Below are 13,863 nucleotides of genomic sequence, written 5' to 3'. Positions count from 1 at the left end.
AAACTGCGCCCCGCTTAATTAATGAATTCCGCCGATACGATTCAGGCGTACACCTGTCGGCCATTCACCTTCTTGTTTTTCGAAACTCATCCAGATTGCCGTGGCGCGGCCAACCAGATTCGCTTCCGGCACAAAGCCCCAGTAGCGGCTGTCGGCGCTGTTGTCACGGTTGTCGCCCATCATAAAATAATGACCCGGCGGCACAATCCACGTGGCTAATGGCTGGTTCTGCTGGCGATAATAAATCCCCAGTTGATCCTGCGCGATAGGCACGGTCAAAATACGGTGCGTGACATCACCCAATGTCTCTTTACGCTCCGTCAGACGCACGCCATCAGACATGGTCTGACCTTTCGGCAACTGGAAGAAACCGCTGCTCGCTTCACCGCCGCTACGGCGACCAAAGGTCTGCACAAAATCGCTCTCTTCAACGTTGCTGTAGGTGATAGGCAATGCGTTACCGCATGCCTGACCGGAGCTGCAATTCGGTTGCACGGTAACCTGTTTGCTCACCGGATCGTAACTGACTTTGTCACCAGGCAAACCCACCACGCGTTTGATGTAATCCAGACGCGGATCGTCCGGATATTTAAATACCGCGATATCTCCACGTTTCGGATGACCCGTTTCAATCAGCGTTTTTTGGTAGATCGGATCTTTAATTCCGTAGGCGAATTTCTCCACCAGAATAAAATCACCGATCAGAAGCGTTGGCATCATTGAACCCGACGGGATCTGGAACGGTTCGTAAATAAACGAACGCACCACCAGCACAATCGCCAGCACCGGGAAAACCGATGCACCGGTCTCCAGCCAACCTGGCTTCGGACCGATTTTTTTCAACGTCGCCGAATCGAGTGCATCACCTGTCGCAACCTGCGCAGCGGCCTGACGTTCCCGGCGTTTCGGTGCAAAAATAAATTTATCCACGCACCATAAAAATCCCGTCACCAGGGTCGCTATCACCAGGATCAGGGCAAACATGTTCGCCATGCCAACTCCTTAAGGTTATTTGCTCTCTTTGCCGACGTGCAGAATGGCGAGGAACGCTTCTTGCGGCAGTTCGACGTTGCCGACCTGCTTCATGCGTTTCTTACCTTCCTTCTGTTTCTGCAGCAGCTTTTTCTTACGGCTAACGTCGCCGCCATAGCATTTTGCCAGAACGTTTTTACGCAGCTGTTTCACGGTCGCACGGGCAATAATATGGTTGCCGATGGCCGCCTGGATCGCGATATCAAATTGCTGGCGTGGAATCAGTTCTTTCATCTTCTCCACCAGCTCACGACCGCGATACGGCGCGTTATCGTTGTGGGTGATCAACGCCAGCGCATCAACACGCTCGCTGTTGATCAGCACGTCCACGCGAACCATGTTGGAAGCCTGAAAGCGTTTGAAGTTGTAATCCAGCGAGGCGTAACCGCGCGAGGTCGACTTCAGACGATCGAAGAAGTCCAGCACCACTTCCGCCATTGGGATTTCGTACGTCAGCGCGACCTGTTTACCGTGGTAAACCATGTTGGTCTGCACACCGCGTTTTTCCACACACAGCGTGATGACGTTGCCCAGATACTCCTGCGGCAGCAGCATATGACACTCCGCGATAGGCTCGCGCAGCTCTTCAATATTGTTCAGAGGCGGCAGCTTGGATGGGCTGTCGACGTAAATCACTTCTTTGTTGGTGGTCTGAACTTCATACACCACGGTTGGCGCGGTGGTGATCAGATCCAGGTCATATTCACGCTCCAGACGTTCCTGAATGATCTCCATGTGCAGCAGACCCAGGAAGCCGCAGCGGAAACCAAAGCCCAGCGCGGTGGAGCTTTCCGGTTCGTAGAACAGAGATGCGTCGTTCAGGCTCAGTTTGCCGAGCGCGTCGCGGAAGTTTTCGTAATCGTCGGAGCTGACCGGGAACAGGCCGGCATAGACCTGCGGTTTGACCTTTTTGAAACCAGGCAGCGCTTTATCCGCCGGGTTGCGGGCGGCAGTCAGGGTATCCCCTACCGGTGCGCCGAGGATGTCTTTAATGGCGCAGACCAACCAGCCTACTTCACCGCACTTCAGTTCAGTGCGATCAACCTGTTTCGGCGTGAAGATGCCGAGACGATCAGCGTTATAAACCTGACCGGTGCTCATCACCTTGATTTTGTCACCTTTGCGCATAGTGCCATTTTTGATACGCACCAGAGAAACAACGCCCAAGTAGTTATCGAACCAGGAGTCGATAATCAGCGCTTGCAACGGCGCGTCCGGATCGCCTTCCGGCGGCGGAATGTCACGCACCAGACGCTCCAGCACATCCGGTACGCCGACGCCGGTTTTCGCCGAGCAGCGCACCGCGTCGGTGGCATCGATGCCGACGATATCTTCAATCTCTTCCGCTACGCGCTCTGGATCGGCGGCCGGCAGGTCGATTTTATTCAGTACTGGCACAACTTCCAGATCCATTTCGATAGCGGTGTAGCAGTTCGCCAGCGTCTGCGCTTCCACGCCCTGACCGGCGTCAACCACCAGCAGTGCCCCTTCACAGGCGGCAAGAGAACGGGAAACTTCATAGGAGAAGTCGACGTGACCTGGGGTATCGATAAAGTTGAGCTGGTAAGTCTCACCGTCGGTGGCTTTGTAATCCAGCGTCACGCTCTGTGCTTTGATAGTAATGCCGCGCTCGCGCTCAAGATCCATGGAGTCCAGAACCTGGGCTTCCATTTCGCGATCGGAAAGACCACCGCAAATCTGGATGATACGGTCAGACAGCGTCGACTTACCGTGGTCGATATGAGCGATGATCGAAAAGTTACGAATATTCTTCATATAGTGAGATTTTATGCCTTACGGGTAACTAAGAGGCCTGTTCGCGCCTGACGTCAATGTACTGAAACGCCGCATTCTACACTACAACCACAATGCGGGGAAATGCTCATACCAGCCTGGTATCGTAAGACTTAAACGGCGGAATTACGGGCGGCTTTCAGCGGATGCATCGTCGACGCGAACAAGGTCTGGAGGCAAACCTACGCTCAGGATAATGGGCTGCCATTCGCTACGGGTAGCCAGCTTTGGTGACAAACCGCGCGCCAGTAAAAAACCGCCCACGCCGCCAAGCACCGCACCGCATAACGCGGCGAGATCCTGACTAAACAACGTCTGGAAAACAGCGCCCATCACGAACAGCCCAAGGAGAGGCGACATATAAACCAGCACCGCCGAACCCAGCAAACTGCTTTCGGCGATACCCAATTCAACTTTTTGCCCGACCACCAGCGGCTCAGCGCTGGGTACGGCGATAGTATGCGTTATTTGCGGGCCGAGTTTGTTCAACACGCGGCTACCGCAACTGGCGCGCGAGGCGCAGCTGCTGCAGGAGGCTTTAACATCACATTCAACCAGTGCGTTGCCGTTGTGCCAGGAAACGACGGTTGCCCACTCTTTAATCATTGTGCGGCCTTGAATTTGAGGCTATCCGCAATACGTTTTGCGGTTTGCGGTGGCAGTTCGCCGACGATCGTGATTTCGGCATTGTCACGCACGGTTGTGCTGACGGTACGCCGTCCGGTGCGCAGCATCTGATCGGCGCTGTTCTGGTTAGCGCGATTGACGTTAACCGAGAAGCTGAATAACCCATCAGAATAGAGGCGCGACTCAACAGGCACATCCATCGTTGGCAATTGACGACGGCTGCTGGAGACCTCGCTGAAACCTTGCGGTAACCAGGACGCTGACCAGTTAAAGTCCACTTTGTCGCCGACCGGTACAGAGAGCAACGGCGGCAAACTGGCTTTTGCCAGCGTTTGCATGCTGTTGGTTACCTGGCCGTTCACCGTGAAAGCAATGACGCGAAACTGTTCCAGCGTTTCACCATCGCGATCGAGCAGATCGACGCGCATTGGCAGACGGGTTTCTTCATCCATCCACACGATATAGCTATAGCGGGTCCCGTCACGCGCGACAACGCGGATCACTTCGCACAGCCTGTCGGCAATGCGCGTACGCCCTACGGAGATGAAATCGTAATACGGGGACAGACGTTTAAAGTCGGTATAAATCAGCGAGGGTAGCGAATCGACAATGTAATTGCCGTTGAGCGTAAACGGTTCAAGACCTGGCTCGAAATAGCTAATTTCGTTGCCCCGTTGTACGACTTCGCGGCGAGGACCATCCATTTGCAACAGTTGTGCGAGAGGCTGGTCGTTCAGTCGCGCATGACGATAACGCAACGACTCAACACCCTGCTTATTGATGCTGACAAAAGAGAGTTCGTAATTGAGGGACTGACTCGCCACATTCATTTGCTGCAACAACGCCCCGGACGAAACATCAGCCGAGGCGTTAACAGAGAAGAACAGGCCAGTAGCCACAAAAGACATGGCACACCAAAGTTGCTTCATTACTGCGATTGCGTTCCTAAAGTTTGATTTCCTGGCACCTGTACCGCAGCCTGCTGCGTTTGTGCCTGTTCAAACTGAAGCTGTTCGGAGTGCAGGCGGCGTTGCAGTTCGTAATCCTGCAGCATCGCATTGATGCGACGACGCTGTTCCTGCACCTGCTGTTGCTGACCGGCACTCGCCGTTGCATCAGAAGGAACACCCAGACTAACCGGACTGGCTTTCCCCATCATCGGCAGCGTATTAAACACTGGCGCTTCGGGTTGTTGGGTTGATTCAGCTTGCCCATTATAGTGCTGGACGCCCACAATGACAGCCAGTGATACGCACGCCGCTACGCCCATTTGAGTAAGTTGGCTTGCCCACGGGCGAACTTTATGCCAGAACGGCATTTTCTGCCATTGATGCGGTGCGGGCTGCGCTTCAGGAATCAACAGTGTTGTAGGTTGAACAGCGTCATTCTCGATCGCGGCCATCACACGGGCTGAGATATCGAAATGGAGGAGATCGGCAGTATCACCGCGCATAGAATCGCGAATGAGATGATAACTCTCCCAGGTTCTCTGCATTTCAGGATCCTGAGACAGCTCAACGAGCAGCTCGTTATCCAGCGTTTCGCCATCCATTAAAGCGGAAAGTGTTTCTTTCTGCATGCCTAATACCTTTTCCAGTATCCCGCTATCGTCAACGCCTGATAAGCGGTTGAACTTTATTATCAATAGCTTCACGAGCACGGAAGATACGTGAACGCACTGTACCTACCGGGCAATCCATTATGGCCGCAATTTCTTCATAGCTTAGGCCATCCAGCTCCCGCAACGTAATTGCCATGCGTAAATCTTCCGGGAGCGACTCAATGGTTCGGAAAACTATTTGTCGCAGTTCTTCTGACAACATTAAGTTCTCAGGGTTCGAAATTTCTTTCAGTGCACCGCCACTTTCGAAGTTTTCTGCTTCATTTGCATCCACATCACTGGATGGCGGCCTGCGCCCTTGGGCAACCAGGTAATTTTTCGCTGTGTTGACAGCAATACGGTATAGCCAGGTATAAAAAGCGCTATCCCCCCTGAATGAATCAAGCGCGCGATAGGCTTTTATAAATGATTCTTGTACGACATCAGGCACATCGCCTGAAGGGACATATCGGGAAACCAGACTCGCCACTTTATGCTGGTAGCGCACCACCAGTAAGTTGAACGATTTCTGATCTCCTTTCTGGACCCTTTCAACAAGAACCTGATCCGTTAACTGCTCGCTCATCCGAGGTAAAGTCTCCCCAAAACCAATTTCCACGCGTATCCAGAAACGCCACTCCAATACTGCACTATGAGCAAGCAGCCATTTAGAGAGCAGGTCTGTAATAAAGTTCCGTTACGCCTTTGTTTTTGTGCATCGTTCCACAGAATTTCATTATCGCTCGTTATAAATCTGCAAACGTTGAACATTGTGTGTTCTTAACGAAAGTCATCAAGATCGCCAGAGAGTATCCTAATACCGCTTTTTTTTCATCTCTAATACACCTTAGCTAACAAACTGCTTCTTAATATTTTTTTCGGCTATTGGCGTTGATCTCATCACAGCACCGTTTAGTGAGCAGTACAAAAAATCAAAAAACAGTGCGCATAAAGCGACCCCGGTGCTATGCTCAGCAATCATTTGTTTAGTAAATTAAACACACCATGAAAATGACTCCTGAACTCTCCTGTGATGTGCTGATCATCGGCAGCGGTGCGGCTGGTCTCTCGGTGGCATTACGCCTGGCGGCACATCACAATGTCATCGTTTTAAGTAAAGGGCCGATTAGCGAAGGCTCGACATTCTATGCACAAGGCGGCATTGCTGCGGTGTTCGATAAAACCGATAGCATTGAATCCCACGTCGAAGACACGTTGATTGCCGGTGCGGGTATCGTTGAACGCCATGCCGCAGAATTTGTCGCCAGCAACGCGCGCACCTGCGTGCAATGGCTGATCGACCAGGGCGTATTGTTCGATACTGAAATCACCGAGAATGGTGACGCCAGTTATCATCTGACTCGCGAAGGCGGCCACAGCCATCGCCGTATTCTGCATGCCGCCGATCACACAGGCAAAGCGGTGGAAAACACGCTGGTCAGCCAGGCGCTCAATCACCCCAATATTCGTGTTTTGGAACGCGCCAATGCGGTGGATCTGATTATTTCCGACAAAATCGGTTTGCCCGGAACACGCCGCGTTGTGGGCGCATGGATATGGAACCGTGATAAAGAACATGTCGAAACCTGCCGCGCGACGGCCGTTGTGCTGGCGACCGGCGGCGCGTCGAAAGTTTATCAATACACCACCAATCCGGATATTTCATCGGGCGACGGCATCGCGATGGCCTGGCGCGCGGGCTGCCGGGTAGCAAATCTTGAATTCAACCAGTTTCACCCAACGGCGCTGTTTCATCCGCAGGCGCGAAACTTCCTGCTGACGGAAGCGCTGCGCGGCGAAGGGGCGCATCTGAAACGCCCTGATGGCACGCGTTTTATGCCGGATTTTGATCCCCGTGGCGAATTAGCGCCGCGCGATGTTGTCGCCCGCGCGATCGATCATGAAATGAAGCGTCTCGGTGTGGACTGTATGTACCTGGATATCAGCCATAAGCCGCAAGAGTTCGTTCGCCATCACTTCCCGACAATCTATGAAAAACTGCTCGGTCTGGGGATCGACTTAACAAAAGAACCGGTGCCGATTGTGCCAGCAGCGCACTATACCTGCGGTGGCGTGATGATCGACGATCATGGGCGTACCGATGTGGATGGTCTGTATGCGGTGGGTGAAGTGAGTTATAGCGGCTTGCACGGCGCGAACCGCATGGCGTCTAATTCATTGTTAGAGTGCCTGGTATACGGCTGGTCGGCAGCGGAAGATATTTCCCGGCGTATGCCGCAAACAGAAACCGCCACAGCATTACCGGCGTGGGATGAAAGCCGCGTAGATGACGCCGATGAGCGGGTTATTTTGCAGCACAACTGGCATGAGTTACGGCTGTTTATGTGGGACTACGTCGGCATTGTGCGCACAACTAAACGCCTTGAGCGCGCATTGCGCCGCATTACGTTATTGCAGCAGGAAATTGATGAGTATTACGCCAATTTCCGCGTTTCCAATAACCTGCTCGAACTGCGTAACCTGGTGCAGGTGGCGGAGCTGATTGTCCGCTGCGCGATGGCGCGTAAAGAGAGCCGCGGCCTGCATTACACGCTCGATTACCCGGATTTGCTGCCAGAATCCGGCCCAACAGTACTCTCGCCGCAAACTCACATAAACACGTAAAAAGCCTCGGTCAGTGCGGTGTAGCCATCTGAATAACGCTGATCCGGCCCGCGGATCACCAGCCGATCGGCAAAGAGCTCGCACTGGCGAGGCGAAAACGCCAATAACACGCGGTGCGGCAAGCGGCCTTCGGTTTCGGCGACATCCGTACGTAAACGCAGATGCCAGCCGAGATTGAGCGCCTTCGCGGTAAACGCGTCGCTGGCTTCGATCGGCAGAACCACGCAGAAAAAACCCTCTTCGGTGATCAGTGTCGCGGCAATTTCCAGCAACGCTTGATGATCGAGCGTCGTGGTGTAACGCGCGCGCTCCCGTTCTGGCGTCGCACATTTCACTCCTTCCTCAAAATAGGGAGGGTTGCTGACAATCAGATCGTAGCGCGTCGTATTCTCTTTACTCCACTGGCGAATATCCGCGCTGTGCACCGTAATGCGATCCGCCCACGGTGAAGCCTGAGCATTTTCCTGCGCCTGCGCTGCGGCTTCTTCATCAAGTTCGACCGCATCGATGGTCACCGTCGAAGGCGTGCGCTGGGCTAACATCAGAGCCAACAAACCGCTGCCAGTACCAATATCTAATACACGTCGGGCTTTTGAAACGGGCGACCAGGCACCCAGCATGACCCCGTCGGTGCCGACTTTCATGGCACAGCGATCGTGCGCGATAAAGCACTCTTTGAACGTGAAGCCATCGCGGCGGAACTGGGCCTTTGACTGAGACATCTTAACAACCTCAATACGGAAACCGGTGTAGCATAGGGGAAAGCGTAGCGCTGGAAAAGCGATAAGCAGACAACAGATGAAGATTGCAGCCGTAACGTCTATAATCAGCGCCCCACACAGAGGTAGATCATGACTGTAACGACTTTTTCCGAACTCGAACTTGACGACAGCCTTCTGGACGCGCTCCAGGATAAAGGCTTCACACGCCCGACCGCCATCCAGGCTGCTGCCATTCCGCCTGCGCTTGAGGGGCGTGATGTCCTCGGTTCCGCGCCAACCGGGACAGGTAAAACCGCAGCCTATTTGCTGCCGGCGTTGCAACACCTTCTGGACTTTCCGCGTAAGAAATCCGGCCCGCCGCGTATCCTGATCCTGACGCCAACCCGTGAGCTGGCGATGCAAGTTGCCGATCACGCGCGTGAACTGGCAGTTAATACTCATCTTGATATCGCCACCATCACCGGCGGCGTTGCATATATGAACCACGCCGAAGTGTTCAGCGAAAACCAGGATATTGTGGTAGCGACCACAGGCCGACTGCTGCAATACATAAAAGAAGAGAACTTCGATTGCCGCGCGGTTGAAACGCTGATCCTGGATGAAGCCGACCGCATGCTCGACATGGGTTTCGCGCAGGACATTGAGACAATCGCTGGCGAAACGCGCTGGCGTAAACAGACCATGCTGTTCTCCGCAACGCTTGAAGGCAATGCGATTAAAGATTTTGCAGAACGTCTGCTGGAAGATCCGGTGGAAGTATCCGCCACACCGTCCACACGCGAGCGTAAGAAAATCCATCAATGGTACTACCGTGCCGATGATGTTCAGCATAAAACCGCGTTGTTGGTGCATCTGCTGAAACAGCCTGAAACCAGCCGTTCCATCGTCTTTGTGCGCAAACGTGAGCGCGTGCATGAGCTGGCAAACTGGCTTCGCGAAGCGGGCATCAATAACTGTTACCTCGAAGGTGAGATGGTGCAGGCGAAGCGTAATGAAGCGATTAAACGCCTGACGGATGGCCGCGTTAACGTACTGGTTGCTACCGATGTTGCCGCGCGCGGGATTGATATTCCTGACGTTAGCCATGTCTTCAACTTCGATATGCCGCGCAGTGGCGATACCTACCTGCACCGTATCGGCCGTACCGGCCGTGCTGGTCGTAAAGGCATCGCCATTTCACTGGTCGAAGCGCACGATTATTTGTTGCTGGGTAAAGTGGGCCGCTATGTTGAAGAGCCGCTAAAAGCCCGCGTAATTGATGAATTACGCCCAACGACCCGCGCGCCAAGCGAAAAGCTGCAAGGCAAGCCATCGAAAAAAGTGCTGGCGAAGCGCGAAGAGAAGAAGAAAGAGAAAGACAAAGAGAAACCGCGCGTCAAGCAACGCCACCGTGATACCAAGAATATTGGTAAGCGACGTAAGCCCAGCGCTGCGAACAACGAACAGCAAAAAAATGAAGAATAAAAAAACGCCGGGGGAACCCGGCGTTTTTTTATTAGCGTCTGAAATTACAGGCTTTCAGTGAAAGTACGAGCAATAACGTCGCGCTGCTGTTCTGGCGTCAGAGAGTTAAAACGCACAGCGTAACCGGATACACGAATCGTCAGCTGCGGGTATTTTTCCGGGTGCTCAACGGCGTCGAGCAGGGTTTCACGGCGCAGTACGTTAACGTTCAGATGCTGGCCTCCTTCTACGCGAACTTCCGGTTTCACTTCCATCGGAATTTCACGGTATTCGATGTTGCCCAGTTTGCTGACGGCAACCACTTCATCTTCTGCATAACCAGCTTTTGCACAAACACAACGCGCTTCGCCTTTTTCGTTATCAAGCAACCAGAACGAGTTCAACAGGTTATCGTTAGCAGCTTTAGTAATCTGGATACCAGTAATCATGAATAGCCTCCCTTAGGCACATTATTTGATTAGCCGGACGCCTTCCGGCCAATTGGTAAAACCATTGTTGTCTGGTTGTTTATATACCAGCCCGATACGAGCCAATCTTTGATTTAAATCAATAAAAACCACGTAGCGAAAATGGCGATAAGGGATTGTTCTTGTTTTATATCAAGTTAGGCCATTTTGCCGAACTTAAAATTTGCGTAAATTTTCAAAATTATTTTAGGATTGACCACCAAAGATGACTGTGCATTTTGTTCCGGGGAAAGAAGCAGTTAAGCTACGGCTAACAAAATTCGCAGGAGAGCGGGATGACCACTTCATTGACATGGCATGATGTGCTGGCAGACGAAAAGCAGCAGCCTTACTTTATTAACACCCTCAGTACGGTCGCTACTGAGCGCCAGGCCGGCGTGACAATTTACCCGCCGCAGAAAGAGGTGTTCAATGCCTTTCGTTTCACCGAATTGGGTGACGTTAAAGTCGTAATCCTCGGCCAGGATCCTTATCACGGTCCGGGACAAGCGCACGGTTTGGCATTTTCTGTGCGCCCTGGTGTCGCCATTCCCCCTTCCCTGCTGAATATGTATAAAGAATTAGAAAATACCGTGCCGGGATTTGTTCGTCCTGATCATGGGTATCTGGAAAGTTGGGCGCGTCAGGGCGTGTTGCTACTTAATACGGTGCTTACTGTGCGAGCAGGCCAGGCGCATTCACATGCCAGTCTCGGGTGGGAAACCTTCACCGATAAGGTCATTAGCCTGATTAACGAACATCGCGAAGGCGTGGTGTTTTTACTTTGGGGTTCACATGCGCAGAAGAAAGGCGCGATTATTGACCGCAATCGCCATCATGTGCTGAAAGCGCCGCATCCGTCGCCGCTGTCGGCGCACCGCGGTTTTTTTGGCAGCAATCATTTTGTGCTGGCGAACCAGTGGCTGGAGCAACACGGCGAGAAACAGATCGACTGGATGCCGACATTACCGGCGGAAAGTGAGTAGTTCGTGATTTGGAATGCCCGGGAAGCATAAATGCTACCGGGCATTATTATTACACTTTATTCTGACGCCACCACTCTGCCAGCAACACGCCGGTTGCCACAGAAACGTTAAGACTTTCAACGTTGCCGGTACCATCAATTGACACACTGAGATCCGCGCGGGACAGCGTTGCATCAGACAGACCGTCGCGTTCCTGGCCCAAAACCAGCACCATCTTTTTCGGCAACTCGGCTTTGAACAACGAAGTACCATTATGGCTGGAGGTGGTGACTAACGCATAACCGGCCTGACGGAAATCTTCCAGCGCATCAACAAAGCTATCGCCAGTGATCGCCTGAACATGTTCCGCACCGCCTTCTGCCGTACGCACTGCCGCGCCGGACTCAACCACGCCCGCATCCTGCAATACCACGCCTTTCACACCGAAGTGAGCACAGCTACGCATGATTGCGCCGAGGTTATGCGGGTTGCCCACATCTTCCAGCGCCAGCACACAATCTTCTTCACCCGCGTTGGCAACCCATTTCTGGACGCTCAAGCCATTGCGTTTTTTAATCAGGAAGCAAACACCGCCATGGTGTTCAGTGCCGGACGCTTTCGCCAGCTCGTCTTCATCAACCACATGGTAAGCCTTGCGGTTCGCAGCCATCCAACGCAATGCTTCTTTAAAACGTGGGGTCACGCTCTGCACAAACCAAGCGCGAACAATGGATTCCGGACGGCTGCTGAACAGCGCCTGGCAGGCGTTTTCACCATAAACGCGTGTCTCTTCTGCACGCTGACGGCGCAGAACTTCTGGATCGATATAACTTTTACCGCTAATACCGCCGTGATCCGGTTTTTCCGGCGTCTCGTCGCCCGGTGCGCGGGAAACGGTGCGCCACGGCGAATCACCACGGGAGCTGAAATCATCACGCTGAGGGCGACTTCTGTCATCGCGAGCAGAACGACCTTTATCATCACGGGAAAAACGGCTTCTGTCGTCACGGCCCGGACGACCTTTGTCATCACGCGAAGGGCGACGGCCATCATCGGCACGCGAGGACGATCCTGAACGCGCTGGGCCTTTCCCGGTACGCGGGTTGTGACCTCGTTTGTCGGAATCATCATCACTGCGGACATACATCACTTTGACCTTGCCGCTTTTATTCTTTAATTCATCGTTCATGCTTTTCTCCACCAGCGCTGCGCGAAGCGCGCAGATTACCTGATGTCCTGTCGCTTCGCCATTAATTCGTTCAAAAGCTCTCGACTATTGTACCCATTGAATAAAACACATTGTCGTTTAAAACCTTCCCATCAATAATATGTAACATTGTAGAAACATAACGGCGACAAGCCGCTTTGTATCATCGCTTCCCTGAGGTTAGTTATGAATACCGTATGTGCAAGCTGTCAGGCGTTGAACCGCATTCCACAGGAAAGAATGAACGACAGCGCCAAATGTGGACGGTGTGGACATGAGCTGTTTGATGGCGATGTGATTAACGCCACCGGCGAAACGCTGGATAAACTGCTGAAAGACGATCTGCCCGTAGTAGTGGATTTTTGGGCACCGTGGTGTGGCCCGTGCCGCAACTTTGCGCCGATCTTTGAAGACGTGGCGGAAGAGCGCAGCGGTAAAGTACGTTTCGTCAAAGTGAACACCGAAGCAGAACGTGAACTGAGCGCGCGTTTTCGCATCCGCAGCATTCCGACCATTATGCTGTTCAAAAATGGCGAAGTGGTGGACATGCTGAGCGGCGCAATGCCGAAAGCACCGTTTGACAGCTGGCTCAACGAATCGCTGTGATCCTACCGGGGCGCATCTTGTGCCCCGTTTTTACCTCTGCGACAATGGCGTTTTTCTAACGCGATGCCCATGAACCATAACGCCGTTCTCCAACTCCGCGCTGAGCGTCTTGCCCGCTCGACTCGCCCGTTTCTTGCGCGTGGCAATCGAATCCGCCGCTGCCAGCGCTGCTTGCTGCCACTGCGTCAATGCCTGTGTGAAACGCTAAAACCGTCGACGGCCACCAGCCGATTTTGCCTGGTCATGTTTGATACCGAACCCATGAAACCCAGCAATACCGGGCGATTGATTGCCGATGTGTTACCGGACACGCTGGCTTTTCAGTGGTCGCGCACCGAGCCGCCGCAGGCGCTTATTGACTTATGTGCCAGCGACGAATACCAGCCAATGGTGGTATTTCCAGCTTCTTATGCAGGCAGTGAGCGCCAGGTTCTGAGCGCACCGCCAACGGGCAAACCACCGCTGTTTATTATGCTCGACGGAACCTGGACCGAGGCGCGCAAAATGTTTCGCAAAAGCCCTTATCTGGATGCATTACCGGTTATTTCCGTCGATTTATCGCGCGTTTCCGCTTACCGGTTGCGTGAAGCCCACGCCGACGATCAATACTGCACGGCGGAAGTGGCGATTGCGCTATTGGATTTGGCCTGTGATAACACCGCTGCGCAGGCACTAAGCGACCATTTCACTCTCTTTCGCGAGCGTTACCTGGCAGGGAAACCGCATCATTCGTCAACCGTCACAGCAAACGCAGCCGAAAGCGTTTAATATCATC

Annotated in this window: 15 protein-coding genes; 5 read left to right on the top strand and 10 right to left on the bottom strand. The window is 53.2% G+C overall.

Features of this window, described 5'->3' with window-relative positions:
• Positions 1–18 precede the first annotated feature (18 nt).
• From lepB to rseD, 7 genes are all read right to left on the bottom strand, one after another.
• Entirely contained in the window at positions 19–993 is a 975-nt protein-coding gene (gene lepB / locus AAEY27_RS06075; protein ID WP_342323996.1) for a signal peptidase I, read from the bottom strand.
• A 15-nt stretch (positions 994–1,008) separates the two neighbouring features.
• Positions 1,009–2,808, bottom strand: a complete 1,800-nt coding sequence (gene lepA / locus AAEY27_RS06070; RefSeq protein ID WP_342323995.1) for a translation elongation factor 4 — start codon at positions 2,806–2,808, stop codon at positions 1,009–1,011.
• Positions 2,809–2,952: 144 nt separating this feature from the next.
• Positions 2,953–3,432: a SoxR-reducing system protein RseC gene (gene rseC, locus AAEY27_RS06065; protein WP_342323994.1), complete on the bottom strand. Its 480-nt coding sequence runs from the start codon at positions 3,430–3,432 to the stop codon at positions 2,953–2,955.
• Positions 3,429–4,382: a sigma-E factor regulatory protein RseB gene (gene rseB / locus AAEY27_RS06060; RefSeq protein ID WP_342323993.1), complete on the bottom strand. Its 954-nt coding sequence runs from the start codon at positions 4,380–4,382 to the stop codon at positions 3,429–3,431. The genes rseC and rseB overlap by 4 nt, the downstream gene beginning before the upstream one ends.
• Positions 4,382–5,032 (bottom strand): anti-sigma-E factor RseA, encoded by a 651-nt coding sequence (rseA, locus tag AAEY27_RS06055; protein ID WP_342323992.1) that lies wholly within the window; start codon positions 5,030–5,032, stop codon positions 4,382–4,384. The genes rseB and rseA overlap by 1 nt, the downstream gene beginning before the upstream one ends.
• Before the next feature lie 31 nt (positions 5,033–5,063).
• Positions 5,064–5,639 carry an RNA polymerase sigma factor RpoE gene (gene rpoE, locus AAEY27_RS06050; protein ID WP_342325480.1) on the bottom strand — a complete coding sequence of 192 codons (576 nt, stop codon included), beginning with the start codon at positions 5,637–5,639 and terminating at the stop codon, positions 5,064–5,066.
• Positions 5,636–5,824, bottom strand: coding sequence for a rpoE leader peptide RseD (rseD, locus tag AAEY27_RS22405; protein WP_425294657.1), 189 nt, complete (start codon positions 5,822–5,824; stop codon positions 5,636–5,638). Before rseD ends, rpoE begins: the two co-directional genes overlap by 4 nt.
• 234 nt (positions 5,825–6,058) lie before the next feature.
• Here rseD and nadB point away from each other — a divergent pair, with 234 nt between their 5' ends.
• Positions 6,059–7,678 (top strand): L-aspartate oxidase, encoded by a 1,620-nt coding sequence (gene nadB / locus AAEY27_RS06045; RefSeq protein ID WP_342323991.1) that lies wholly within the window; start codon positions 6,059–6,061, stop codon positions 7,676–7,678.
• Here nadB and trmN read toward each other — a convergent pair.
• The gene (trmN, locus tag AAEY27_RS06040) at positions 7,663–8,400 is read right to left on the bottom strand and encodes a tRNA(1)(Val) (adenine(37)-N(6))-methyltransferase TrmN (protein WP_342323990.1); all 738 of its coding nucleotides are present in this window, start codon (positions 8,398–8,400) and stop codon (positions 7,663–7,665) included. The two genes, nadB and trmN, sit on opposite strands and share 16 nt — an antisense overlap.
• 129 nt (positions 8,401–8,529) lie before the next feature.
• Here trmN and srmB point away from each other — a divergent pair, with 129 nt between their 5' ends.
• Positions 8,530–9,864: an ATP-dependent RNA helicase SrmB gene (gene srmB / locus AAEY27_RS06035; protein ID WP_342323989.1), complete on the top strand. Its 1,335-nt coding sequence runs from the start codon at positions 8,530–8,532 to the stop codon at positions 9,862–9,864.
• 44 nt (positions 9,865–9,908) lie between these two features.
• On the opposite strand, the gene grcA is transcribed toward srmB, so the two are convergent.
• Positions 9,909–10,292, bottom strand: a complete 384-nt coding sequence (gene grcA, locus AAEY27_RS06030) for an autonomous glycyl radical cofactor GrcA (protein WP_342323988.1) — start codon at positions 10,290–10,292, stop codon at positions 9,909–9,911.
• A 314-nt stretch (positions 10,293–10,606) separates the two neighbouring features.
• Here grcA and ung point away from each other — a divergent pair, with 314 nt between their 5' ends.
• Positions 10,607–11,296 carry a uracil-DNA glycosylase gene (gene ung, locus AAEY27_RS06025; protein WP_342323987.1) on the top strand — a complete coding sequence of 230 codons (690 nt, stop codon included), beginning with the start codon at positions 10,607–10,609 and terminating at the stop codon, positions 11,294–11,296.
• Positions 11,297–11,345: 49 nt separating this feature from the next.
• Here ung and AAEY27_RS06020 read toward each other — a convergent pair whose 3' ends face one another.
• Positions 11,346–12,464, bottom strand: a complete 1,119-nt coding sequence (locus AAEY27_RS06020; RefSeq protein WP_342323986.1) for a tRNA/rRNA methyltransferase — start codon at positions 12,462–12,464, stop codon at positions 11,346–11,348.
• Positions 12,465–12,668: 204 nt separating this feature from the next.
• On the opposite strand from AAEY27_RS06020, the gene trxC reads away from it, so the two are divergent.
• Together trxC and AAEY27_RS06010 are read left to right on the top strand one after the other, a co-directional pair.
• Positions 12,669–13,088, top strand: coding sequence for a thioredoxin TrxC (trxC, locus tag AAEY27_RS06015; protein ID WP_342323985.1), 420 nt, complete (start codon positions 12,669–12,671; stop codon positions 13,086–13,088).
• A 69-nt stretch (positions 13,089–13,157) separates the two neighbouring features.
• The gene (locus AAEY27_RS06010) at positions 13,158–13,856 is read left to right on the top strand and encodes a tRNA-uridine aminocarboxypropyltransferase (protein ID WP_342323984.1); all 699 of its coding nucleotides are present in this window, start codon (positions 13,158–13,160) and stop codon (positions 13,854–13,856) included.
• Positions 13,857–13,863 lie beyond the last annotated feature (7 nt).

This window comes from Kosakonia sp. BYX6 (genome assembly GCF_038449125.1).
GTDB lineage: Bacteria > Pseudomonadota > Gammaproteobacteria > Enterobacterales > Enterobacteriaceae > Kosakonia > Kosakonia calanthes.
Note: the sequence above shows the minus strand (reverse complement) of the source record. Positions and strands in the feature narration are given on the sequence as shown.